This window comes from Bradyrhizobium sp. F1.4.3, assembly GCF_040548375.1.
GTDB lineage: Bacteria > Pseudomonadota > Alphaproteobacteria > Rhizobiales > Xanthobacteraceae > Bradyrhizobium.
This window is the reverse complement of the sequence record NZ_JBEPRN010000007.1, coordinates 44011-66124: the sequence shown is the minus strand read 5'-3', so window position 1 is coordinate 66124 and position 22114 is coordinate 44011. Positions and strand designations below refer to the sequence as shown.

Below are 22114 nucleotides of genomic sequence, written 5' to 3'. Positions count from 1 at the left end.
GGTCATGATGGTTGCTTCAAACATAACGCGCAGATCAGTGCTGGCCGGAGGAGCCGCGATCGTCGGCCTTGCTACAGTCAAGGCCAGTGCCGCACCCAGGCGGGTCGTATGGTGGTACGAAGGCGCGACGGCCGCCCAGCAGGCCGCCTTGGACCAGTTTCTGGTCAAACCCTTCAACGCATCGCAATCGGAATACGAGCTGGTTGTCGAGTTCAGGGGTTCCGGGTTGCCCGACCAGTTGCTGGTCGCCCTTTCGGCCGGTAGCGGTCCCGATATCATCCTGACCAACGGCCCTGCCTGGACCCAGCGCCTTGTAATCGCCAAACGGTTGCTGCCGTTGAAGGATCTCGCCAGCAAGTTTGAATGGGACAAGCGGATCGTTCCCTTCATGCTTGGCATGGGAACGTATGACGGAACGCTGTTCGCGTTGCCGAAGACCAGCGAAACCCAGGTGCTGTTTTACAACGATACGCTGTTCAAGAAGAACGGATGGACGCCGCCGACCGATCGTGCCGCTTTCGAGGCGCTCGCCGACCAGATGATCAAATCCGGTGTGCAGCCGCTCGCCGCAGGAAATTCCGGCGCGCGCTATGTCAATCGCCACTATGTTGGAGCGTCGTTCAGTTGCTGCGCAGGACCTGACAGTGTCTACGCTGCGCTCACCGGAAAGTTGCCTTGGAATGACCCGGTGTTCGTCGAATCGATCCAGCTTTTGAAGAGCTGGTGGGACAAGGGTTACTTCGGCGGCCAGAAATATTTTGCCCTTAGCGGGCAGCAATCCTTTGCGCTGATGGCCATCGGAAAATGCGGTATGGCCATCCAGGGAAGCTGGGCCTTCCAGTGGGTCGACGAGACGTTCAAGAAAACCCGCCAGGAGATGAACTGGACACCGATCCCGAAGTTGTCCGGCCAAGCGCCTTACCCGGTCTTCCCGCTGGGCATAGGTGCAGATCTTGCGATCAATGCTGCTTCGCAGGTGCCGGAAGGAGCAGCGAGAGCAATTAACGCGCTGCTCGACCGCAAATTCATTCTTGCAATGTCCGAGGCATGGGGCGGGGAGTGGGATTCTCCTCTGGTTTCTCCCCCCGAGCCTGCCACCAATCTCGATCGCATGACGGCGCTTGCGGTGAAGCTGAATTACGAGACGACATCGGCGCTGCAGAACAAGACCTACGGCTATGCGCCGTGGACATTCTGGCCGGCTCGCACCGACGACTACATGAAGGGTGGCATAGAGGAAGTCTGGCTCGGCCAGATTACCGCCAGGCAATTCTGCGACAAGGTCGATGAGGTGTTCCAACAAGACCTGAAAGACGGTCTTGTGAAGACGCTGCCGGCGCGCGCCTAGCTTCTGAAAGACGGTTCGATGTTGAAGGTCCAAAGTGCGCCCGTAACCGCCGTCCCCGCCAAGATTCGGTCGGCGGTCGAGCGGGATTCAGCTTGGCTGTTTGTTCTTCCTGCCCTGGTGCTGAGTGCATCGGTGGTCGCGTTTCCCGTCATCGCGACCGTTGTGTTTTCCTTCACCGACTGGAACGGTCTGGGCACGCCACACTTCATCGGACTGGACAATTTCAGGGCGCTGTTCGGCGAAGCGCGATTCTGGATCGCGCTGTCGAACAACTTCATCTTCACAAGCGTGTTCGTCACGCTACCCATGATCGTTGCGCTCATCGCATCGGCTCTCTTGCTGATCATCAAGTTCGGCAGGACGTTCTTTCAAGTTGTCTTTTTCCTGCCGGTGACAATCGCAACCATCATCCTCGCGCAGATTTGGCGTGGCATGATCTACAGCCCCGTAACGGGCGTAGTGGGTTGGCTGCAAGGACTTGGACTCGCAGTTTCAAATCCGCTCGCAGATCCATCGACCTCCCTCTACGGGGTGTTGCTGGTCGATATGTGGCACTGGTGGGGCTATCTTACTGTCATCTATTTCGCAGCACTGCGTCAGGTTGACGTCAGCCTGATCGAGGCCGCGTTCATGGATGGAGCGTCCTACATCGCCACGTTCCGCTTCATCCTGCTGCCGATGATCATGCCGACGATCCTGTTCATGCTGCTCATGACGGTCATCTGGTCGTTCCGTGTGTTCGATTGGGTCTTCATTTTGACAGAAGGCGGCCCGGGCTTCTCGAGCGAAGTGCTTGGTACGCTCGCCTACAAGACAGCATTCCAGCAGATGGCCGTCGGGCGGGCTTCCGCCTATTCGCTGGTGATGAGCATACTGGGCCTTGTTGCCATCTCGATCTATCTGCGCGTTCAATATAAGTCTGAAAAACTGTCATGATCCCTTATCAAGGTCGGTCGGCATCGCAAGTCTTTGCATACGTGTTGCTGTGCGCAGCTGCGTTCTCGGTTATCTTCCCGCTGGCGTTGATGATCACCAATAGTCTTCGGACAGATTTTGAAATTCTCAGCAGCCCGCTCGGATTTCCGGACAGCCCGAATTTCGCCGTCTACAAGCAGGTCTGGATCGAAACGCGCCTTGGCCGCGCGATCATGAACAGCTGCCTGGTAGCTGCGGGCACCGTTGCAATCGTTTGTCTTGTGGCAACGCCGGCCGCCTGGGTCATCGCACGTCGGCGCGTGCCCGGATGGCTGGCCATCAGCCTGTATTTCCTGGCGACGACCACGATCCCGGTTCAGATGTTCATCTTCCCGCTCTATTTTCTGTTCGCGAAGATTGGCTTCATCAACAATCACTTCGCGCTGATGTTTGTCTATGCGGCAATTTTTACGCCATTCTCGCTCTTCTTGCTGCGAACCTATATCGTTTCAATTCCGGTCGAGCTTGAGGAAGCCGCGAGGATCGACGGAGCCAGCAACTTTCAAATTTTCGCGCGCATCATCTTTCCGTTGACGTCGCCCGGCCTGCTGACGGTCGCGCTAATTGTCTCACTCAACACCTGGAACGAGTTCTTGATCTCGATAACTTTTCTGCAAACCGATTCGGCCGCCACAGCCACCGCCAGATTCTATCAACTGAGCGGTCGATACGGTAGCCAATGGCCGCAGATGATGGCGACCGCAACGCTAATCGCCGCACCAACAATTCTGTTCTTCGTTCTTCTGCAACGACGCTTCATCGACGGCATATCCAGCGGTGCAGTCAAGAACTGATCAATGTGACGGAGCACCAAAAGGTCCGGTCGCAAATGGCGGTCCGACGGGAAAGTCGGTATCTCGGTGGATCGGTCTTTGACAAGGAAACCGAATCCGTCGGGGAACATCGAGATCCCTCCTGCGACGAGAGGTGCTTCCGGAGTGCTGGGGTGCGGTGTGGATCATGCGTGGTCCAGAGCAACAACCGCCATTCTGACAACGAGAAGATCTGCAATGATCTCAATGGGCCAAAAACACCGAAAATATCAGAGGGGCCTTTGAAACACTGCGGTATTTCTAGACCTTCGAGCTGAATACACCCCGGCCGTTATCTCAAATGGCGGCCATCAGCGAATGTCGGTATCGGTGGTTGCACCTCCCCGCAACCAAGTTGATGAAAAACCCCAGCAATCTCGCATGATTGCTGGGGTTTTCTTTTGGTGACCGAGTCGACCCGAATAGCATTCGCGCGTGAACCGTCGGCCGTCAAAGCGGATGAGTCGGGACGCTTCTTTCATCCTCGATTCGATAACATCCTCTGGACCATTTCCTCGATCGAGAGTGGCGAAATGCCAAGCTCGGCAAATCCAGGCATCTCCGGTGATGACACGGAGTCGATCCGCATCAGCTCCACCTGATTGCGGGTAAGGGGTGGACGAGGGAGGATTTCGCAGGCCCATGCCAGCGCGTGCCAAATGGCAAACGGAATTGGGATCAGGCGAGGCGCGAGGTCAGCTTGATGCGCGATCGCTCTGAGCAGTTGCTCGTAAGAGGAGGGGGTCGGGCCGCCGAACTCAAAGACCGTCGGGTGGGTCTCGGCTCGCGCCATGATTCGGGCAACCGCCTCCGCAACATCTTCGACATAGGCCGGTTGCAATCTGGTCCGGCCGCCGCCGAACATCGGATAGATCGGAAGCCGGCGAAGGAGCGTGAGGACGGTGCTGAGGAACGCGTCGTCCGGTCCGAACATCACGGCCGGGCGGACGATAAATGCATCGGCGAATTCCGCGCGGACCGCCCGTTCACCTTCGCCGCGCTTTCGGATGTAGAGGGATGGCGAGGCGGCGTCGGCACCGATCCCCGAAACGTGAACAAGCCGTTCGACTCCCGCCCGGTGGGCCTGGGCTGCCACAAGTTGAGCCGCCTCGACGTGAACGGAGTGAAACGTCTCCCCTCCGCGCTCGCGATAAAGGCTGACCGCGTTCACGGCGCCGTAGGCGCCGACCAGCGCATTCGCGACGGATCGCTCGTCGTGAATGTTGGCCGCCACGGATTGAAGTTGCACGTCCGGATGACGTGATGCGATCCGGACGGGAAATTCGTGACTGCGCAGATGGCAAACGATGCGCTTGCCGAGAAACCCGGTTCCGCCGAACACAGTGATGGTGCGACCGTTCGTTGCTGCCTCCGGCTAGCGTTCGCGACTCCATGGGAAAAGTGAGGCCGGGAAATCCGCCGCATAGCGGTGACCTATCGGTGGGCGGGGCTGTTCTTCCGGCGGATTCGGGTCAGGCTCGACCACCTTCCGATAGAGGTGCCAGGTGGCATGACCGAGCACCGGCAGCACGACGGCGAGACCGACGAAGAACGGTAGCGAACCGATCGCCAGCAATGCCGCAACAACCAGACCCCATGCCGCCATCGGAACAGGATTTTCCCTTACGGCCCGCAGCGACGTCCGGATTGCGTCGATCGCGGTCGCATGCCGGTCGAGCATCAGCGGAAACGAGACGACACTGACGCACAGGGCCACGACGGCGAACAGGAAGCCGACGCCGCAGCCGACGATGATGAGCGACCATCCTTCCGGCGTCGTCAAAACACGCGTTGCGAAGTCAGGGATGCTTGCAGCCGGAGCGTGGCCGAAGGTCGCAACGTAGATCGCGTTCGCGGCGCCGATCCAGACGCCGAACAGAACCAGCAGGAGGACGCCGAGTTCGAGCATGGCGCCGAAGGACGGTGCGCGCAGCACCTGCATGGCATCCCAAGCTGCGGCTTCCTCTCCGCGCTCGCGGCGGCGGCTGAGCTCGTAGAGGCCGAGCGCGGCAAAGGGACCGATCAGCGTAAAACCCGCGGCCAGTGGAAACAGCAGCGGCAGCACCGAATAGCCGATGACAAGTCTGAACAGGACAAGTCCGAGAACGGGATAAATCACGCACAGGACGATGGCGTGAGTTGGGATGGCGTTGAAGTCTTCCCAGCCCAGGCGCAACGCGTTGCCCAAATCGGAAAGGCTGATCTTGCGAACGACAAAGGGGGTAGAGACGCCAAACACTTGCAGTTTGGGTCTTGCGAATACCGTGGTCATGGCGCCGATCTCCTTGCTTCTGATCGCAGGGGAACGGAGCGCACTCAAAACACGCGCATCCGTCTCGTGCGCGAAAATCGCGATCGAGCCCGGCAAATCAGGTTCAACGTGAAGGAGCTTTGCCGGACGACATCTGTCGCGACCGGTACAGTGAAATTAGTGCGATACGCGATAGAAGCAAGGATGGCGTTCGCAGTTGAGCGAATTGTGCACCCGCACAAATCGATTTGTTGCATTGCGTCATCGAGTAGCGGTGCCGACGGTGTTCTTCGACACTTGCGCTGCATTCGGGCCAACACGCGCCGCGACCAAGGCGGCACACTCCTCTATTGACGCCGGGCTTGACGGGGACCATCCTGAAAACACTGAACGGCCCCGGCTCCTATGAGGTGAGCGGTCGTGACGTGCAGTTCGTGTCAACCTTTTACGTCGCGACCGGTCGAATGGGCGAGACAAGAGGCACGACGATGGCGAAGATGAAATTCGCCATCGCGACAGACGTGAGCTTCGCCCTTTAGCACGTATCCGCAGCCTTTACCGGCAAGGATGCATAAAGGATGGCTGTAGCAATCATACTGCTGTTGGTCGCAATCGCCTCGGTGCTGTTTCACATTTTCAGCCCGTGGTGGTGGACCCCGCTCGCCTCAAACTGGCGCTACATCGACGACACGATCACCCTGACGTTCTGGATCACCGGGGCGGTTTTCTTCGCGGTCGTCGCATTCATGGCCTATTGCGTCTTCCGCTTTCGACACACGGAGGGAAGGCGCGCAGCCTACAATCCCGAAAACAAGAAGCTCGAATGGTGGCTCAGCGTCGGGACTGCAATCGGCGTCGCAGCCATGCTGGCACCCGGCCTGGTTGTCTGGCACCAGTTCGTCACAGTTCCGGCCAATGCGACCGAGGTCGAGGTCATGGGACAGCAGTGGCAATGGAGCTATCGGCTTCCCGGAAAGGACGGCCGGCTCGGGACTTCCGATGCCCGCAATGTCAGTGCCGAAAATCCCATGGGGTTGAATCCCGACGATCCCGCCGGCCAAGACGATGTCGTCATTCAAAATGACGACTTGCACCTGCCGCTTGGGAAACCGGTGAAGGTGTTGCTCCGCTCGATTGATGTCCTGCATGATTTCTATGTGCCGGAGTTTCGGGCGAAGATGGATATGATACCGGGCTCGGTCACATATTACTGGTTCACGCCCACGCGCACCGGGACATTCGAGGTTCTCTGCGCGGAGCTCTGCGGTGCCGCGCACGCGCAGATGCGGAGCAAGGTCGTCGTGGAAGAAGAGAAAGACTATCACGCGTGGCTCGACAAGCAGCACACGTTCGCCGAGCTTTCCGGGCAGCGGGATGTCGCGAAAGCGGCTTACACGAGAGAGAGCGAATGAAATAACGGCGAGGAGCGCCGCATAGCAGAGGGCGAACTCTTCGCTAAAGCATGATCCGGAAAAGTGCGTAGCGGTTTTCCGAATAGATCATGCTCAAACAACAACTTAAAGCGCGATGACGATTCATCCCAATCTCATCGCGCTTTAAAGAAAGACCAAGGAGGGTATTCCGATGGTCGATGTCCCGTTTGACACAGTCGCAGGCGTCCCGCCCGCCGAAGTGGGCGAGGTCGAGCTCTATCATCCGAGAAGCTGGTGGACGAGGTACGTCTTTTCGCAGGACGCCAAGGTCATCGCCATCCAGTACTCGATCACGGCAATGTCCATTGGAATGGTTGCGCTGGTGCTGTCATGGCTGATGCGGCTGCAACTCGGATTCCCCGGCACGTTTTCATTCATCGATCCGAACCAGTATCTCCAGTTCATCACCATGCACGGCATGATCATGGTGATCTACCTTCTCACCGCGCTGTTCCTGGGCGGCTTCGGCAACTACCTTATCCCGCTGATGGTCGGCGCCCGGGACATGGTGTTCCCTTATGTGAACATGCTGAGCTATTGGGTCTACCTGCTCGCGGTCGTGGTGCTGGCCTCGACCTTTTTCGTGCCCGGCGGGCCCACCGGCGCCGGCTGGACGCTGTACCCGCCGCAGGCGATTCTCTCCGGTACGCCCGGGCAGGATTGGGGCATCGTTCTCATGCTGGCCTCCCTGATCCTGTTCATCATCGGCTTCACCATGGGCGGGCTGAACTACGTGGTGACCGTGCTGCAGGCGCGCACGCGCGGCATGACGTTGATGCGTTTGCCCTTGACGGTGTGGGGCATCTTCACGGCCACCGTCATGGCGCTGCTGGCCTTTCCGGCGCTGTTCGTCGCCTCCGTGATGTTGCTGCTCGACCGCTTGCTGGGAACCAGCTTCTTCATGCCCACGCTGGTCGAGATGGGCACGCTGACGAAATATGGCGGTGGCAGCCCGATCCTGTTCCAGCACCTGTTCTGGTTCTTCGGCCATCCCGAGGTCTACATCGTCGCGTTGCCGGCCTTCGGCATCATTTCCGATCTGATCAGCGTCCACGCCCGGAAGAACATCTTCGGCTATCGCATGATGGTCTGGGCGATCGTGGCAATCGGCGCCCTCAGCTTCGTCGTGTGGGCGCACCACATGTATGTGAGCGGCATGCACCCGTATTTCGGGTTCTTCTTCGCCACCACGACGCTCATCATCGCGATCCCGACCGCGATCAAGGTTTACAATTGGGTGCTGACCCTTTGGCGTGGCGACATTCATCTCACCATCCCGATGCTGTTCGCGCTGGCGTTCATCATCACCTTCGTAAACGGCGGCCTGACCGGCCTGTTTCTCGGCAACGTGGTCGTAGACGTTCCGTTATCCGACACGATGTTCGTTGTCGCTCATTTTCACATGGTGATGGGTATTGCACCGATCATGGCCGTGTTCGGCGGAATCTATCATTGGTACCCTAAAGTCACCGGACGAATGCTCAATGAGGCGCTTGGACGATTCCACTTCTGGGTCTCGTTCCTCGGCGCCTATGCGATTTTCTTCCCCATGCACTATCTGGGCCTGTTGGGTATGCCCCGCCGCTATCACGACATCGGCGAAACGGCCTTCGTTCCGGCATCCGCCCATGATCTCAATGCGTTCATGAGCGTGGCGGCCCTGATCGTCGGCTTCGCCCAGCTCGTGTTCCTGTTCAATCTGATCTGGAGCCTGCTCAAAGGAAAAGAGGCGGGCGGCAATCCCTGGGGCGCCGCGTCGCTGGAATGGCAAACGCCGGAGACCCCGCCGGGGCATGGCAACTGGGGCAAGGAGCTCCCGATCGTCTATCGCTGGGCCTACGACTACAGTGTCCCCGGCGCCGCCAGAGATTTCGTGGCGCAAAATGAACCGCCGGCTGGATTGTCGGCGCAGGGGGCCCACCCGTGAGCGCCATCATCCTGTTCATGGCCGGAATAGCCGCAATTGCGGGCTGGTGGCTCTCGCAGCAGCGGCTGACAGCCAAGCCCTGGCTTGAGGAAGGCGTGCTCGTCGATCTTCGCGAGGAGAGCACCTCGTCGTTGCCTCCGGCGAAGATCGGATTGGGCGTGTTTCTTGCGGTCGTCGGTTCGTTGTTCGCACTCTTCATCAGCGCTTACTCGATGCGGATGAACCTGGTGGACTGGCGGACGCTGCCGGTGCCGCCGTTGCTGTGGTTCAACACCGGCGTCCTGGTCTTGAGCAGTGTGGCACTGCAATGGGCGTATATGGCCGCGCGCCGCGACGACATCGACGGCACAAGCATCGGCCTGTGCGCCGGTGGAGCGTTCGCCATTACATTCCTTGTCGGGCAACTGCTGGCGTGGCGCCAGCTGAGCGGCGCCGGGTACTTCCTGGCGTCCAATCCAGCCAATTCGTTCTTCTACCTGATCACCGCGGTGCACGGGCTACATCTGATGGGCGGCCTGGTGGCCCTCGGCAGAACGACGGCCAAGGTATTGCGTGGCGCCGAGGCGAGCCAAATTCGCCTGAGCGTGGAACTCTGCACCATCTACTGGCACTTCCTGCTGTTGGTCTGGCTGGTCCTGCTCGGCCTGCTGACGGGCTGGACAGACAATGTCGTCGACATCTGTCGCCAGTTGCTGAGCTAGGGAGGGCAAGGACCAGATGGCAGAAACGGCGCTGATAAACAACGTGGAGCCGCCGGCGCGGCCCGCCGGCTTGCGAGGCATCGCCGCCGATTGGTCCTCGGACCAGCGCGCTTTCAAGAACGTTTCCTGGGGGAAGGCCATGATGTGGATCTTCCTCCTCAGCGACACTTTCATCTTCAGCTGCTTCCTGCTGTCGTACATGACGACGCGAATGACCACGACCGTGCCGTGGCCCAACCCCAGCGAAGTCTTCGCCCTCACGATCGGGGATAAGAAAATTCCGCTCATCCTGATCGCCATCATGACCTTCATCCTGATCAGCAGCAGCGGGACGATGGCGATGGCCGTCAATTTCGGTTATCGCCGCGACCGCGTGAAAACGGCAGCCTTGATGCTGGCCACAGCGGCATTCGGCGCAACCTTCGTCGGAATGCAGGCCTTCGAATGGACCAAGCTGATCAGGGAGGGCGTCCGGCCCTGGGGCAATCCGTGGGGTGCGGAGCAGTTTGGATCAAGCTTTTTCATGATCACGGGCTTCCACGGCACTCACGTGACAATCGGCGTGATCTTCCTGATCGCCATTGCGCGAAAGGTTTGGCGGGGAGACTTCGATGTCGAAAGGCGCGGCTTTTTCACGAGCCGGAAAGGGCATTACGAGATCGTCGAGATCACCGGCCTGTACTGGCACTTCGTCGATCTCGTGTGGGTGTTCATCTTTGCGCTTTTTTATCTCTGGTGAGGTCGCAGCATGACAAACGTCGCAGTACATCTGGAAGCGCAGCAACACTCGCCGCAAGCTCACGTGTATGACGCAGCCGCATCAGGAACCACGCACACAAAGGGCCAGCAGCATCCGATCAAGCTTTATCTCGTGGTCTGGGGATGGTTGTTCGTTCTCAGCACCTGCTCCTATCTCGTCGACTATTTTGGCCTCCATGGCCATCTCCGGTGGTCGCTGATCCTGCTGTTCATGGTGTTGAAGGCTGGCCTGATCGTCGCGGTCTTCATGCACATGGCGTGGGAGCGGCTGGCTTTGGCCTATGCGATCCTGCTGCCGCCGGTGCTGGTGTTGGTCTTCGTGGCGATCATGGTGTTCGAATCCGACTACACGCATCTGCTCCGGGTCATGTTCTTCGCGCCGACGGCGTAGCTACCATTGCTTTCGTGCCAGGAGGAGGACGGCTATGACAACCTACGTCATGCTTGCAAATTGGACCGAGCAAGGCATCCTGAAGGCGAAGGACTCGCCACGCCGTCTGGACGCTGCGAAGAAAGCTCTCAAGGACATGAGCGGCGAGATCAAATCCTTCTATCTGACCATGGGTGACTATGACATGGTCGTGATCCTGGAAGCTCCGGACGACGCTGTCGCGGCGCGTTTCAGCCTGCAACTGGGGATGCAGGGAAACGTCCGGACCCGCACGCTGAAGGCGTTTCCCGAAGCCGCTTATCGGGAAATCATCAACTCGCTGGGCTAGAGCGTTTTCCAGCGAAGTGGATACCGGTTCGCGTGAAGAAAACGCGTCAAACAAAAAATCTGGAGCTTTCGTTCCGATTCTATCGGAACGGAAAAAGCTCCAGTCGGGTTGGGACTGTGCCGGCCGGAAGAAGTTCGCAAGGATGCCGTAACGGCGTAAGGCGCGGAGGTTTGTGGATGCAATTTACCGTTGGGCTCAAGCTGAATGGAAAATCCGATCACGTCGTCCTGGACGCACAGGACGCGCTCGCGGCCGCGCTGAAAGTGAAGGCAGAGTTTCCGGAAGCCGTCATCATGTACGTACGCCCGCAAAACCGGCGTGGCGACGCGCGTCATCCGTCACATGCGTTCGCCGAAGACATTGTTCGACGAGAGAGGTCGGCGGAACCGGGATAGCGGCTTAAAAGACAAGCCGGAAATCTTCGTCGGGCCCATGGTGGATCAAGCCAGGAGCCGAGCTTTTTCGATCGGTTGGTGGCGCGTAACCCGGCTAGATCTGAACCAAGAGCGAATGTCGGTATCGGTGGTTGCGTCTCCCCGCAACCACCGATACCGACACTCCCGTGGCGAAAGCTGCGAGAGTTTCGCGTTTCCGAGTCTTTCCAACGGCTTGCGCTGCGATCCATCCGAGGATTGTGCCCAATTCGCCGTGTAAGGTGGCGTCGATTTCGCCGCGGTTCGGACCGGGGCGCAGCGTAATCTTCTCAACCCAGTGCCCGGATCGCTTCCGCCGCCTCATTGCGATCCTCGGGGGTGTTCAGCGCTTCCGTCAGCCGCTCGACCTTCTTCCGATAGATACCCGACATGTTCGGATGTATGACCGGAATATCCGCTGGTTCCTGCGCGAGAAGTTCCTTCAGCACGTCCTCGCGGGCCTCCAATTCACGCATACGCTCGGTCATGCCGCGGGTGTGTCCGCCTTCTTCAATCGCACTCAGCATTTGCTTCAAGGTGCGGTGGATCTTCGCCAACTCCGAGCGATGACCCTCGCCGCTGGCGCGGCGCTCGCGGTTGAGCCGGTTCGTTTCCTCGGCGTAAGCGCGCATTGCCTCTGCGGCCATCTCCGGTGCCATCATCCGGTCCTTAAGCCCGGTAAGTACACGCTGCTCGAGGTCAACCCGTGGGATTGTGCGGGTGTTGGCGCAGGAGCCGTTAGTAACACGGGCCGAACAAGGCATAGCGGTCCTGACCGCGCAGCGCGCAGGGGCCACCGCAAACGCCGCAATGGATCAACCCGGAAAACAGCGCCTTCGGCCGGGGCCAGGCCGCTGCGCCGAGATGGCCATCTTCAATGCTGCCAACGCCAGGTCGGTGCGCAAATGATCGGCCATCGCCCAACCACGATCCTGCGGCTGTAGAGGTCCAAGACGGTGGCCAGATAGAGCCAGCCCTGATCGGTCTCGACATAGGTGATGTCGGCGAGCCAGATCCGGTTCGGCGCCGCGGTAAAGAAGTTTCGACCGAGCAGGTTCGGAGCGATCGGGAGGTCGTGGCGGCTGTCGGTGGTCCGCACCCAGCGTGGCCGCGCCATGATGGCCCTGATACCGTGATAGCGCATCAAACGCTCAATACGACCGCGGCTCGCCCCGCGCCCTTGCGCCTTCAGCTCGGCATGGATACGCGGGCTGCCATAACGCCCGCTGGTGTCGCGGTGGACCCGCTTGATGTCATCGACGAGGTCACGACTGGCGGCAGATCGCCGGCTTTCCGGGCGCGAGCGCCAGGCATAATAGCCGGCCGGCGAGACCCCGAGCACGTCGCACAGGATCGTCGGCGCGGCGATCTTCGATGAAACGGAATCTCATGTCCGCGCTCCAGCAAAGATCGCGATCGACTTTTTTAAAATGTCGCGCTCCATACGCGGCCGTTCGTTCTCTCGCTGCAAACGAGCGATCTCTACCGCGTGGTCCGCTGACGGCAGCGTCGCCTGCGTTGTGGGGTGCCGCTCCGCCGCCGTCGGCTCCCGCCCAGCCCCGCGTAGTTCCAGCCAGCGCCGCAGCACGGAACCGCGCAGGCCAAGTTCCTTGGCCACCGACCCGATCGAGCGACCGCTCGAAGCCACCAGGTCGACCGCTTGCCGCTTGTAGTCGTCCGTAAACGACCGACGTTGACGTCCTTCCATCCAACACCTCCTGGCTCCTCGAGCCTACTACAGGTGTCCATCAATTCGGAGGAGGTTCAAGGATTGACACTTCTCGCCCCGTCACGCAGGAGGTAGGCGAGGCAGACCGAACTTTACGGCATTTGTACGGGGTCTGCGTTTGTCTCAAAGTTCTTCCAGCCCTTACGATTGCTGACTTAAACTGTGTGGTGGAGACCTTGCGCGACGAAAATGACGCTGCCCTTGACCGTCGACGCCTCATCTTAGAGGGGGCGGGCAAGGCATTCCTGCGCTATGGCTTCGAACGCGCGAGCATGGCCGACATTGCTGTCGCAGCGGGCGTTTCGCGTACGGCGCTCTATTACTACTTCCCAGGCAAAGACGAGGTTCTTCAGGCTGTTGTCGATGAACTCAACGCCAGAAGTCTGCAAGCGGCCGCTGAGGTGCTGGAAAAAAGTCAGACCTTGGACGCAGCCTTAACAGGTCTTTTTGAAGCGAAGTTCGGTCGGACTCTCGTCCTATTCGCCGAAAGTCCCCATGGCGTGGAACTGGTGGACGCTGGTCACCGCGTCACAGGGCCGGCGACCCGCGCCGCTGACAAGGCGTTTCATGCGCTCGTCGTGAAGGCCCTTATGCGCCATGGGCGAGCAGAGGATGTGGACGCCGTCGCGGACACGCTCATCGCGGCCGCCAAGGGTCTGATGCGATCCGGCGAGGTTTATGTCCCAAAGGCAAAGTTCAAAGCGCGAATCCACCGACTGGTCGGCTGGTTGATTGACTGACGACTTGACAGTTTAAGTACAAAGTGTCAAATCTTCCTCGTCATCTGATCGAGGAAGGATTGAGCTATGTCGAACATTCTAATCACCGGCGCCAACAGCGGTTTCGGACTCTTGACCGCCCGCAAGTTCGCCGAAGCGGGCCACATCGTTCATGCCGGCTTTCGGTCGAAGGATCGTGCGCGCGATCTGGAAGCCTTGGCGCTTAAGCTCCCGAACATTCGCCCTGTTCATCTGGACGTCACCGATCAGGCCATGATCGATGGAGCGATCGTCAAGGCGCGGACGGCGGGCCCGATCGATATTCTGATCAATAATGCAGGTTACGAACTCGCCTGTCCGGTAGACTCCCTCTCCGACGAGGCGTTGACCCGGCAGTTCGACACTAACGTCCTCGGGGTCGTCCGTATGATCCGCGCGGTCGCACCGGAGATGCGCGATCGCAAGCAGGGCGCAATCGTCAACCTCTCCTCGATCGTGGGTTGGCTGACCATTCCCTATACGGCGGCCTACTCCGCCAGCAAGCACGCGGTGGAGTCGCTGTCCGAGGCCCTCTGGTACGAGTTGGCGCCATTCGGCATCCGCGTTGCGGTCGTGGAGCCCGGCGTCTTCCCGACAAACTTCCACAGCAATGTCGTGACGGACCCCAATTTCACAGAGGGCTCGCCTCATTGGGCCAACGCTCAGCGTTATCGCAGTGCTATGCGACCGTCGATGGACGGGAGCAAAGCTGATCCCCAAGAGGTTGCCGACCTCGTGTTCGAGGCGGTAACGACGACCACGCCGAAGTTCCGCTACGTGGCTGGGGCCGACGCGCGCGCTTTTATTCCGGCCTACAAAAGCATGGAGTTCGAGGCCTTCAGGGACGCCTTGCTCTCCCGTGCGGGCTTGGCGGATTGGGCCGCCCGGACCTGAGCCTGTGACCTCATTCCCCCAGGAAACTGGGGGGGCTTCCATGACGAAAACAGCGCGAAACATCACGGAGAGCGGCTATGAAGGCGGCGGTCTATTACGAAAATGGCGGGCCAGAGGTTCTGAAATACGAGGATGCGCCCGATCCGACCTGCAATCCCGGCGCCGTGATCATCCGGGTGGAGGCCATCGCTATCGAAGGTGGAGATGTCCTGAACCGGTTCGGCGGCGCACTCATCACCAAGCCCCACATCGTCGGCTATCAGGCGGCGGGTGAAATTGTGGAGGTGGGCTCTGAGGTCCGTCACCTCAAGGTTGGCCAACGGGTGGCGACGATGAACGCCTTCGGGTCTCACGCGGAGCTGCGTTCTGTTCATGCCCGCACGGTGTGGCCAGTACCCGACGGCTTCGACATCGGTAAGGCATCCATGATTCCGGTCGCGTTCGGCACCGCCGATGACTGCCTGTTCCTCGCCGGGCACCTTAAAGCGGGCGAGACCGTGCTGGTGCAGGCGGGCGCCAGCGGCGTCGGCACGGCGGCGATCCAACTCGCCAAGCGGGCCGGGGCGCGGGTGCTGGCTACCGCCTCCTCGAATGAACGGTTGGAGCGTCTAAAGCCGCTCGGACTCGACGAAGGGATCAACTACAAGACCGAGGACCTGGCCAAGGCGGTGATGCGGCTCACCGACAACAAGGGCGTCGACCTCGTGGTGGATTCAGTCGGTGGCTCGACCCTGCAGGCCTCGATCAATTCCCTGGGTTTTCGCGGCCGGGTGTCAATCGTAGGTCAGGCCGGGCGCGAGCGGCAGGTGGTGGACGTCTCGACCCTGATGGGCGGCAACCGCTCGCTAAACGGTGTCTTGTTCGGAGCTGACATCATGACCGACCGGTTTCATGACAACGTTCAGCGCCTGATCAATGAGGCGGCCCGTGGCGAGCTTCAGGTGGTGACCGACCGCAGCTTCCCCCTATCCGAAGCCGCCGCGGCCCATGCCTATATCGAAAGCCGGCAGGCGGTGGGCCGGGTGCTACTGATTCCCTAACCAGCATCCTGCTCCATCGGCAGTCCCAACGACTGTCGATGGAGAGACGCTCTCTCGGCCATCCCGTTCCAGCAGCGACCTTGGTCAAGGAATTGCTATGTAAAGTCAACCGACTAGGGTGGATCGAAATAGTTCAAATGGCCACCATCAGCGAATGTCGGTATCGGTGGCTGCGCCTCCCCGCAACCAAGTTCGGACCTTACCGGTTCCGATACGAAAATGGCCCGCTTCGCGCGGGCCATTTTTTATTTTGGCGATCCGGTTGAGACACCTCAGCAATTGGGACCTCTGCCAGCACACGATTACGTGCACGCTCACCGTCATCCGCCCCAACAATCGCGCAGATCGGGCCCGTCGATCTGGGCCAGTTATGAACAAATCTAATAGGTGCATGCCGGTTTCCGCGCCTAATCGCAGGATCGTCCGCGTCCTATTCGACGCGGCAACAACGGAGATCCATCATGCACATCACACGGAGCGGGTCGCAGGCTTCGGCAAAGGGCCCTGCCGAATACTTTACCGGGACCGTGCGGATCGATGCGCCGTTCGCCGGCGAAGATCCCGCGCGCGTCGGTGGCGCGACCGTCACGTTTGAACCGGGCGCACGTACGGCCTGGCACACCCACCCACTCGGTCAAACGCTGATCGTGACGTCAGGGCTCGGCTGGACGCAGCGCCAAGGCGGCCCGATTGAAGAAATCAGGCCGGGAGACATCGTCTGGTTCGCGCCGGGAGAGAAGCACTGGCACGGCGCCAGTCCCGGTACGGCGATGACGCATATCGCCATCGCTGAAAAGCTGAACGGCAGCCCGGTCGACTGGCTGGAGAAGGTGACGGACGCGCAGTATTCGGCCGGCACACCGACAAGACGGTGATCGCGACGTCGAACCAGAGAGACCGCAACAGCAACAATCAAAGGCCCGAAACATGCTGGGAACTATCTTGCACGGCCCCCGTGACATCCGTTGCGAAGAGGTGCCGGAGCCGAAAATCCTCAAGCCCACGGACGCCATCATCCGTCTGGCCGCCACGTGCATCTGCGGCTCCGATCTTTGGCCCTACCGCGGCCTGAATGAAACGACCGAGCCCACGGCCATGGGCCACGAATATTGCGGCATTGTCGAGGAAGTCGGTGGCGCCGTCAGAAACGTGCGTCCGGGACAGTTCGTCGTCGGCTCATTCTGCCTGTCCGACAACACGTGCCCGCATTGCCAGTTCGGCTTCCAATCCTCCTGCGAACAGCGTGAGTTCATGACGGGGGCGCAGGCGCCTCTGGCGCGCGTCCCCTTGGCAGATGGCACACTGGTTGCCGCGGCCGAAGTGCCGCCGGGCGATCTGATCCCGAGCCTGCTGGCGACGTCGGATGTGCTTGGCACCGGCTGGTATGCCGCCGACGCCGCCCGCGTGCAGCCGGGATCGACGGTGGTTGTCGTTGGCGACGGCGCCGTGGGCCTCATGGGCGTCCTTTCCGCCAGGCAGATGGGCGCAGGCCGCATCATCGCGATGAGCCGCCACAAGAAGCGGCAGGAACTGGCGCTCGAATACGGCGCGACAGACATCGTCGCGGAGCGGGGCGAAGAGGGTATCGCAGGGATCAAGGACATGACCAAACGCGTCGGCGCGGACTCGGTTCTGGAATGCGTCGGCACCAGGGAATCGATGGCACAGGCGCTCGCGTGCGCGCGGCCAGGTTCGATGATCGGTTATGTCGGCGTTCCCCACGGTGTCGAGTTCGACGGACAACAGCTCTTCTTCGCGCAAAAGGGTTTGATGGGCGGTCCTGCCCCCGGTGCGTCGCTTCCTGCCGCACCTGATGGATCTGGTGCTGGAACGCAAGATCAATCCCGGCAAGGTGTTTGACCTCGAGCTGCCGCTTGCCGATGTCGCCAAAGGATATCAGGCGATGGACGAGCGTCGCGCCATCAAGGTCCTGCTACGCCTGTAATGGAGAAGAGATGATTCGCGTGCTGTTTCGCGCGACCTGCGCATCTCAGACCTTCGTCCCGCTTGCCGTCCGCCCCGACCAGAGACGATGAAGCTTCCGCCGCTTTTGTATCGGGTCGATAGCTTCCTCAGTTGATGTCGCGCCGACAGAGCCGCAAAGCCGTATGACGTCGCGCTAGACCTGCGCCTTCAGCGCGGTGGCCAGAAAATCGATCATGGCCCGAACGCCGGGCAACATGCCGCGCCGGGACGGAAACACCAGATGGATGATGCCGTCCTTGGCGCTCCAATCCGGCAGAACACGCACCAGCTTTCCATCATGCAGGGCACCTTGGCATTCAAGTTCGGGCAGGAGGGCTACGCCGATCCCGGCCTGGGCTGCTTGAATGAGAATGGTGAAGTCTCCGGCCGAGACTTTTGGCTCGACCGTGACCGAGGCTTTTTGGCCGCGCGGGCCTGAAAGCTCCCATGTCCGCGGCCCCGGCGTTTCGGTCGCATCGAGGATCGGCAGCCGCGCAAGATCGCCCGCCGCCTTGGGCGTTCCATGCTCCTTCAGGAGGTCGGCGCTCGCGACCAGGATCCTCCGGCTGATCCCGATCTTGCGCATTTGCATCTCGCCGTCGGAATCAAGATTTTCCCGGATGCGAATCGCAATGTCCACCTGCTCCTCGATCAGGTTGATTGGCCGGTTGGTGACGAGGAATTGAGCCCTGAGGCGAGGATACTTCGCGAAAAGCTCGGGCAATCGCGGAGCAAGCGCCCGTTGGACCCCGACGGGGCAGCCGATGCGTATGAGGCCCTGAGGCTCGGATTTCATCCGCAGGGCGACTTCATCGACGGCCTCTGCGGCGTCGACCACCGTCTGCGCGTACCGGTAAACGTCCCGCCCCACCGCCGTGATGCTCAAGCGGCGCGTCGAGCGCTCGATCAGGCGAACGCCCAACTGCTCCTCCAGCAGCGCGACATGGCGGCTGATCCTGGACTTCGGCAAGCCGAGCGCGCGGGCCGCCGCCGAAAACCCTTCGTGCTTGACCACCGCTGCAAAGAAGTAGAGATCGTTGAAGTCCCGCATGAAAGGCGCCGCCGGATCGATTCCTCCCGCGTCGGGCGGGATCAGGGCATTCATCCGCATCATAATTTCTCCCGGATTTCAACGCCCAATCGTCGCGACGCGCGCCCCGCGCGAGGCGAGAGACCGGGATGTGGCAGGCAGGGCTCGTGACCTGAGAGATCGAGTTATTGCGATGACGCATGCGGCGTAGATCATCTCAAGTCGGGCTTCAGACGTCATCGTCCGCGCAGGTCTTCGGCGTGGCGATGTCACCGTCGTCTCCGTCGTCGTCCCGCATCACCGGCGTGAAACAAGCGTGCTGGAAGCTCCGCAGCGTCTCGATCAGCTTGATTTTCAGCATGTCGAACATGATCCGTCTCCTTCAATGAGCCGGTTATAGCGACGATTGATCCGCCGCATTAGCCGCCATGTGTCGGACGGAGCGTTCCATTGGCTGAACGACGTTGCGCCGGGTCGCTGCCGGCGATCGTTCACCGAATGGAACGATCCGTCCGAAATTGACCGACTAATCGCCAGGCCGGTTCGGACCGATAACAGGGGGGAAGCGAACGCCGGCATGGTTCGCGACCGGTAAGGCCAGATTCCACGAAACCAAGATCTGGCTACGCCGCATTCAATCAACTCGAGCAAGGATCGCGATCATGAGTGTCAACCGTTATCTCCCCTTCGCCGGCCGTGTTCTGATCGGCCTCCCGTTTGCCATGAGCGGCCTGAGCAAGCTGGGCGCTTATGCCGCGACCACAGGCCTCATCAGTACGGTCGGGCTGCCCTTCCCGCCGCTTGCTTTTGCGGTGGCCGTCGCCGTCGAACTGGGCGGCGGTCTGCTGCTGATCGCAGGCTACCAGGCCCGCACTGTCGCGCTTGTGCTCGCGGTGTTCTCAATCGCGACCGCTATTTCGTTTCACAGCAACTTCGCCGACCAGAACCAGATGATTCATTTCCTGAAGAACGTGATGATGGCGGGCGGACTGCTCCAGATCGCGGCCTTCGGCGCCGGCGCTCTCAGCATCGACAACCGTACGAAGCACGTGGCGCCTTACGGGGAGGCCACGGTCACCGGCTAGGCCAACCAGGTTCGGAATTGACCGGTTTGGTAAACAAATGGCCCGCCCTGCGCGGGCCATTTTGCGCCGAGCTCCGCTCAGCCTCAGAGCGCCGTAATCGGCTTGCCGTCCGCGCCGAACACCAGACCGTCCGGGGCGATCGGCTGTCCTGACCTCGCCCCCTCTGACGGCTTGGCGTGTGATCGTACCATCGTGCCGGTGTTTTGCCCGACGTGTCAAACGGGCTCCCCAGGTCGGTCTAGACTTGACGGCTACTGTGCATGGGGTTGTTTTCGACATTTTTTGTTGGAGGGGGCGGCCGAGATCATGGGCTGCCCGCCGCCGCTTGTGCAGCGCAGGAAGGGGGGGCCGGGGGTGACCAACCATTGTGATGACAAAGTCCCTTGCGCGGGCGCCAAGGTCGGCTACCGTTGGCGCGCTAGCCGCAGGGTTAGGTGACCTTTCGACCGATATTTTTTAGCATCCGATTTTGCCGGTGCCGCGACGGCGCGACGCCCACCGAAAGAGGCGGGGGCCATGATCACACGAGACCAGCAAGCTCTCTTGGCTCCTGTCGAGCGCGATTTGCGGCTTGATCTTTTCCGCGGCGTCGGCCTGTGGATGATCTTCCTCGATCATATCCCGCACGACGTCGTGGCCTGGCTGACGCTGCGCAACTACGGCTTCAGCGATGCGGCCGAGTTCTTCGTCTTCATCTCCGGCTATCTTGTCGGCTGGATCTACGGGCCGATCGTCGCCGGCGGCTGGTTCCTCGCCGCGCTGAAGCGGCTGTGGCGGCGCGCAGCCGAGATGTACGTCGCCCACATCATGCTGTTCCTGCTGTTCACGGCGCAGATCGCCCGCACGGTCAGGCGATTCGACAATCCGATGTATGAGGACGAGTTCAACGTTCACAATTTTCTCGACCATCCGGACATCCTGATCGGGCAGGCGCTCTCGCTGCGCTACAAGCCGGTCAATCTCGACGTGCTGCCGCTCTACATCACGCTGGTGCTCGCTGCGCCCTTCATCGTGTGGTGCCTGGTACGCCGCCCGAACCTGACGCTGCTGTGCTCTGCGGTGCTCTATGTCCTGTCGCGCTGGTTCGACTGGAACATCGCGTCCTATCCGCCCGGCACGACCTGGTATTTCAATCCGTTCTGCTGGCAGCTCATGTTCGTATTCGCCGCCTGGTGCGGCATCGGCCAGATCGAGAAGATCGCCAAATGGGTTTGGTCGAAGCCGGTGATGGGCCTGGCGGCGGCATGGATTGCCTTCGCCCTCCTGATCGTGATGACCTGGCATGTTCATGCACTCGAGGCGCTTATCCCGAAATGGATGATCAAGGCGATCTACCCGATCGACAAGACCGACCTTGACATGCTGCGCTTCACGCACTTCCTGGCGCTGGCGATCTGGGTGACCTATTTCGTCCCGCGCCACTGGAAAGCGCTGCATTTGAAATGGCTGCACCCGGTCATCCTGTGCGGCCAGCACTCGCTGCCGATCTTTTGCCTCAGCGTGTTCCTGTCGTTCTCGGCGCACTGGATCCTGATGCAATACACCAGGGGTGTCTGGGAGCAACTCGCCGTCTCGTTCGCCGGCTTCGTCATCATGTTCGGGGCGGCGTGGCTGCTCGACCGCGCCAAGCGGGTGCCCAGCCTCTTCGTCAAGGTGACGGACGTTGACGATGAGCCGGAGTCCGCCGCCGAAGGCGCGCCGGTAACGGTCATCGCCGCAGCTCCCGTTAGCCGCTAAGTACCCATTGCGTCGTGCGGACGTTCTTTCAGGAGATATCCATGTCGAGACTCTTGTTGACGATTGCCGGCGCCCTTCTGCTCGTCCTTTGCAACGCGTCGGCGCAAGCGCCGTCGCCCGAGGCGATGGATGCTGCGCGAAAACTCGTCACCACGCTGAAGATTGCGGATCAGTATCGCGCGGCTCTCCCGCAGCTCCTGCTCAAGCTGAGACCCGTGGTCGCGCAGGACAGGCCGGAGATCGAGCGCGATTATGACGCGATGACAGCGCCGGGCGCCGAAATTTACGCCCCGTTCGTGACCTCGATGATCGACCAGATCGCCGCGGTCTACGCTTCAAACTTCACTATAGATGAGCTGCACCAGATCGAGGCCTTCTATACTCAGCCTGCGGGCAGAAAGTTTCTGGAGAAGTCGGATGCGCTGGCGCAAGCGAGCGCGCAGATCGGCCAGAACGTGAGCCAGAAGGCCGCCGACGAACTGAAACAGCGCCTCACCGAGGCGCTGCGCCAGAAGGGGCAAAAGCCCTAGACGGCAGC

25 protein-coding genes and 1 pseudogene are annotated in these 22114 nt (G+C 60.5%); 19 read left to right on the top strand and 7 right to left on the bottom strand.

Features of this window, described 5'->3' with window-relative positions; translation table 11 throughout:
• The first annotated feature begins 7 nt into the window (after positions 1 to 7).
• Genes ABIB73_RS20145 through ABIB73_RS20135 form a run of 3 tightly spaced genes read left to right on the top strand, consistent with a single transcriptional unit; the run spans position 8 to position 3117 of the window.
• On the top strand, positions 8 to 1348 hold the full coding sequence (locus tag ABIB73_RS20145) for an ABC transporter substrate-binding protein (RefSeq protein WP_354226607.1): 1341 nt from the start codon (positions 8 to 10) through the stop codon (positions 1346 to 1348).
• An 18-nt stretch (positions 1349 to 1366) separates the two neighbouring features.
• Positions 1367 to 2284, top strand: coding sequence for a carbohydrate ABC transporter permease (locus ABIB73_RS20140; protein WP_354226605.1), 918 nt, complete (start codon positions 1367 to 1369; stop codon positions 2282 to 2284).
• The gene (locus tag ABIB73_RS20135) at positions 2281 to 3117 is read left to right on the top strand and encodes a carbohydrate ABC transporter permease (protein WP_354226603.1); all 837 of its coding nucleotides are present in this window, start codon (positions 2281 to 2283) and stop codon (positions 3115 to 3117) included. Before ABIB73_RS20140 ends, ABIB73_RS20135 begins: the two co-directional genes overlap by 4 nt.
• A 496-nt stretch (positions 3118 to 3613) precedes the next feature.
• Here ABIB73_RS20135 and ABIB73_RS20130 read toward each other — a convergent pair whose 3' ends face one another.
• Both ABIB73_RS20130 and ABIB73_RS20125 read right to left on the bottom strand, forming a co-directional pair.
• Positions 3614 to 4477: a complex I NDUFA9 subunit family protein gene (locus ABIB73_RS20130; protein WP_354226601.1), complete on the bottom strand. Its 864-nt coding sequence runs from the start codon at positions 4475 to 4477 to the stop codon at positions 3614 to 3616.
• Positions 4478 to 4510: 33 nt separating this feature from the next.
• The gene (locus tag ABIB73_RS20125; RefSeq protein ID WP_354226600.1) at positions 4511 to 5407 is read right to left on the bottom strand and encodes a DUF2189 domain-containing protein; all 897 of its coding nucleotides are present in this window, start codon (positions 5405 to 5407) and stop codon (positions 4511 to 4513) included.
• 341 nt (positions 5408 to 5748) lie between these two features.
• On the opposite strand from ABIB73_RS20125, the gene ABIB73_RS20120 reads away from it, so the two are divergent.
• From ABIB73_RS20120 to ABIB73_RS20085, 8 genes are all read left to right on the top strand, one after another.
• A complete protein-coding gene (locus tag ABIB73_RS20120; RefSeq protein WP_354226598.1) occupies positions 5749 to 5925 on the top strand; it encodes a hypothetical protein in 177 nt (58 codons plus the stop codon).
• Between the two features lie 39 nt (positions 5926 to 5964).
• On the top strand, positions 5965 to 6798 hold the full coding sequence (gene coxB, locus ABIB73_RS20115; RefSeq protein WP_354226596.1) for a cytochrome c oxidase subunit II: 834 nt from the start codon (positions 5965 to 5967) through the stop codon (positions 6796 to 6798).
• Between the two features lie 172 nt (positions 6799 to 6970).
• On the top strand, positions 6971 to 8746 hold the full coding sequence (gene ctaD, locus ABIB73_RS20110) for a cytochrome c oxidase subunit I (protein WP_354226594.1): 1776 nt from the start codon (positions 6971 to 6973) through the stop codon (positions 8744 to 8746).
• Complete coding sequence (locus ABIB73_RS20105; RefSeq protein ID WP_354226592.1) at positions 8743 to 9447, top strand: cytochrome c oxidase subunit 3; 705 nt, start codon at positions 8743 to 8745, stop codon at positions 9445 to 9447. Before ctaD ends, ABIB73_RS20105 begins: the two co-directional genes overlap by 4 nt.
• A gap of 16 nt (positions 9448 to 9463) precedes the next feature.
• Complete coding sequence (locus ABIB73_RS20100; RefSeq protein WP_354226590.1) at positions 9464 to 10186, top strand: heme-copper oxidase subunit III family protein; 723 nt, start codon at positions 9464 to 9466, stop codon at positions 10184 to 10186.
• A gap of 9 nt (positions 10187 to 10195) precedes the next feature.
• Positions 10196 to 10597 (top strand): cytochrome C oxidase subunit IV family protein, encoded by a 402-nt coding sequence (locus tag ABIB73_RS20095; RefSeq protein ID WP_354226588.1) that lies wholly within the window; start codon positions 10196 to 10198, stop codon positions 10595 to 10597.
• 34 nt (positions 10598 to 10631) lie between these two features.
• Entirely contained in the window at positions 10632 to 10925 is a 294-nt protein-coding gene (locus ABIB73_RS20090) for a GYD domain-containing protein (protein ID WP_148755051.1), read from the top strand.
• Positions 10926 to 11101: 176 nt separating this feature from the next.
• On the top strand, positions 11102 to 11320 hold the full coding sequence (locus ABIB73_RS20085) for a hypothetical protein (protein ID WP_354226586.1): 219 nt from the start codon (positions 11102 to 11104) through the stop codon (positions 11318 to 11320).
• Positions 11321 to 11628: 308 nt separating this feature from the next.
• Here the strand turns inward: ABIB73_RS20085 and ABIB73_RS20080 are convergent, their stop codons facing one another.
• The 3 genes from ABIB73_RS20080 to ABIB73_RS20070 form a co-directional block, all read right to left on the bottom strand.
• On the bottom strand, positions 11629 to 11997 hold the full coding sequence (locus tag ABIB73_RS20080) for a hypothetical protein (RefSeq protein ID WP_354226584.1): 369 nt from the start codon (positions 11995 to 11997) through the stop codon (positions 11629 to 11631).
• 215 nt (positions 11998 to 12212) lie between these two features.
• Positions 12213 to 12680, bottom strand: coding sequence for an IS3 family transposase (locus tag ABIB73_RS20075; protein ID WP_354226582.1), 468 nt, complete (start codon positions 12678 to 12680; stop codon positions 12213 to 12215).
• 45 nt (positions 12681 to 12725) lie between these two features.
• Entirely contained in the window at positions 12726 to 13046 is a 321-nt protein-coding gene (locus tag ABIB73_RS20070) for a transposase (RefSeq protein ID WP_354226580.1), read from the bottom strand.
• Between the two features lie 197 nt (positions 13047 to 13243).
• Between ABIB73_RS20070 and ABIB73_RS20065 the strand changes: the two genes are divergently transcribed.
• The 5 genes and pseudogenes from ABIB73_RS20065 (at position 13244) to ABIB73_RS20045 (ending at position 17704) form a co-directional block, all read left to right on the top strand.
• Complete coding sequence (locus ABIB73_RS20065) at positions 13244 to 13807, top strand: TetR/AcrR family transcriptional regulator (protein WP_354226578.1); 564 nt, start codon at positions 13244 to 13246, stop codon at positions 13805 to 13807.
• 66 nt (positions 13808 to 13873) lie between these two features.
• Positions 13874 to 14719 (top strand): SDR family oxidoreductase, encoded by an 846-nt coding sequence (locus ABIB73_RS20060; protein ID WP_354226576.1) that lies wholly within the window; start codon positions 13874 to 13876, stop codon positions 14717 to 14719.
• A 77-nt stretch (positions 14720 to 14796) separates the two neighbouring features.
• Positions 14797 to 15759, top strand: a complete 963-nt coding sequence (locus tag ABIB73_RS20055) for a quinone oxidoreductase family protein (protein ID WP_354226574.1) — start codon at positions 14797 to 14799, stop codon at positions 15757 to 15759.
• 461 nt (positions 15760 to 16220) lie between these two features.
• Positions 16221 to 16634, top strand: a complete 414-nt coding sequence (locus tag ABIB73_RS20050) for a (R)-mandelonitrile lyase (RefSeq protein ID WP_354226572.1) — start codon at positions 16221 to 16223, stop codon at positions 16632 to 16634.
• A 52-nt stretch (positions 16635 to 16686) separates the two neighbouring features.
• Positions 16687 to 17704, top strand: a pseudogene (locus tag ABIB73_RS20045) (zinc-dependent alcohol dehydrogenase family protein).
• A gap of 174 nt (positions 17705 to 17878) precedes the next feature.
• Here the strand turns inward: ABIB73_RS20045 and ABIB73_RS20040 are convergent.
• Entirely contained in the window at positions 17879 to 18838 is a 960-nt protein-coding gene (locus tag ABIB73_RS20040; protein ID WP_354226570.1) for a LysR family transcriptional regulator, read from the bottom strand.
• A 145-nt stretch (positions 18839 to 18983) separates the two neighbouring features.
• Positions 18984 to 19124 (bottom strand): hypothetical protein, encoded by a 141-nt coding sequence (locus ABIB73_RS20035; RefSeq protein WP_354226568.1) that lies wholly within the window; start codon positions 19122 to 19124, stop codon positions 18984 to 18986.
• 292 nt (positions 19125 to 19416) lie between these two features.
• On the opposite strand from ABIB73_RS20035, the gene ABIB73_RS20030 reads away from it, so the two are divergent.
• The 3 genes from ABIB73_RS20030 (at position 19417) to ABIB73_RS20020 (ending at position 22106) form a co-directional block, all read left to right on the top strand.
• Entirely contained in the window at positions 19417 to 19839 is a 423-nt protein-coding gene (locus tag ABIB73_RS20030) for a DoxX family protein (RefSeq protein ID WP_354226566.1), read from the top strand.
• A gap of 516 nt (positions 19840 to 20355) precedes the next feature.
• Positions 20356 to 21576 carry an OpgC domain-containing protein gene (locus ABIB73_RS20025; protein WP_354226564.1) on the top strand — a complete coding sequence of 407 codons (1221 nt, stop codon included), beginning with the start codon at positions 20356 to 20358 and terminating at the stop codon, positions 21574 to 21576.
• Between the two features lie 41 nt (positions 21577 to 21617).
• Positions 21618 to 22106, top strand: coding sequence for a DUF2059 domain-containing protein (locus ABIB73_RS20020; protein WP_354226562.1), 489 nt, complete (start codon positions 21618 to 21620; stop codon positions 22104 to 22106).
• Positions 22107 to 22114: the final 8 nt, after the last annotated feature.

Excerpts from the sequence above, each read along its gene's own strand:
- ABIB73_RS20145 (WP_354226607.1), top strand. The coding sequence starts at position 8 with ATGGTTGCTTCAAACATAACGCGCAGATCAGTGCTGGCCGGAGGAGCC.
- ABIB73_RS20140 (WP_354226605.1), top strand. The coding sequence starts at position 1,367 with ATGTTGAAGGTCCAAAGTGCGCCCGTAACCGCCGTCCCCGCCAAGATT.
- ABIB73_RS20135 (WP_354226603.1), top strand. The coding sequence starts at position 2,281 with ATGATCCCTTATCAAGGTCGGTCGGCATCGCAAGTCTTTGCATACGTG.
- ABIB73_RS20125 (WP_354226600.1), bottom strand. The coding sequence starts at position 5,407 with ATGACCACGGTATTCGCAAGACCCAAACTGCAAGTGTTTGGCGTCTCT.
- coxB (WP_354226596.1), top strand. The coding sequence starts at position 5,965 with ATGGCTGTAGCAATCATACTGCTGTTGGTCGCAATCGCCTCGGTGCTG.
- ctaD (WP_354226594.1), top strand. The coding sequence starts at position 6,971 with ATGGTCGATGTCCCGTTTGACACAGTCGCAGGCGTCCCGCCCGCCGAA.
- ABIB73_RS20100 (WP_354226590.1), top strand. The coding sequence starts at position 9,464 with ATGGCAGAAACGGCGCTGATAAACAACGTGGAGCCGCCGGCGCGGCCC.
- ABIB73_RS20095 (WP_354226588.1), top strand. The coding sequence starts at position 10,196 with ATGACAAACGTCGCAGTACATCTGGAAGCGCAGCAACACTCGCCGCAA.
- ABIB73_RS20090 (WP_148755051.1), top strand. The coding sequence starts at position 10,632 with ATGACAACCTACGTCATGCTTGCAAATTGGACCGAGCAAGGCATCCTG.
- ABIB73_RS20085 (WP_354226586.1), top strand. The coding sequence starts at position 11,102 with ATGCAATTTACCGTTGGGCTCAAGCTGAATGGAAAATCCGATCACGTC.
- ABIB73_RS20080 (WP_354226584.1), bottom strand. The coding sequence starts at position 11,997 with ATGGCACCGGAGATGGCCGCAGAGGCAATGCGCGCTTACGCCGAGGAA.
- ABIB73_RS20070 (WP_354226580.1), bottom strand. The coding sequence starts at position 13,046 with ATGGAAGGACGTCAACGTCGGTCGTTTACGGACGACTACAAGCGGCAA.
- ABIB73_RS20060 (WP_354226576.1), top strand. The coding sequence starts at position 13,874 with ATGTCGAACATTCTAATCACCGGCGCCAACAGCGGTTTCGGACTCTTG.
- ABIB73_RS20055 (WP_354226574.1), top strand. The coding sequence starts at position 14,797 with ATGAAGGCGGCGGTCTATTACGAAAATGGCGGGCCAGAGGTTCTGAAA.
- ABIB73_RS20050 (WP_354226572.1), top strand. The coding sequence starts at position 16,221 with ATGCACATCACACGGAGCGGGTCGCAGGCTTCGGCAAAGGGCCCTGCC.
- ABIB73_RS20040 (WP_354226570.1), bottom strand. The coding sequence starts at position 18,838 with ATGATGCGGATGAATGCCCTGATCCCGCCCGACGCGGGAGGAATCGAT.
- ABIB73_RS20035 (WP_354226568.1), bottom strand. The coding sequence starts at position 19,124 with ATGTTCGACATGCTGAAAATCAAGCTGATCGAGACGCTGCGGAGCTTC.
- ABIB73_RS20030 (WP_354226566.1), top strand. The coding sequence starts at position 19,417 with ATGAGTGTCAACCGTTATCTCCCCTTCGCCGGCCGTGTTCTGATCGGC.
- ABIB73_RS20025 (WP_354226564.1), top strand. The coding sequence starts at position 20,356 with ATGATCACACGAGACCAGCAAGCTCTCTTGGCTCCTGTCGAGCGCGAT.
- ABIB73_RS20020 (WP_354226562.1), top strand. The coding sequence starts at position 21,618 with ATGTCGAGACTCTTGTTGACGATTGCCGGCGCCCTTCTGCTCGTCCTT.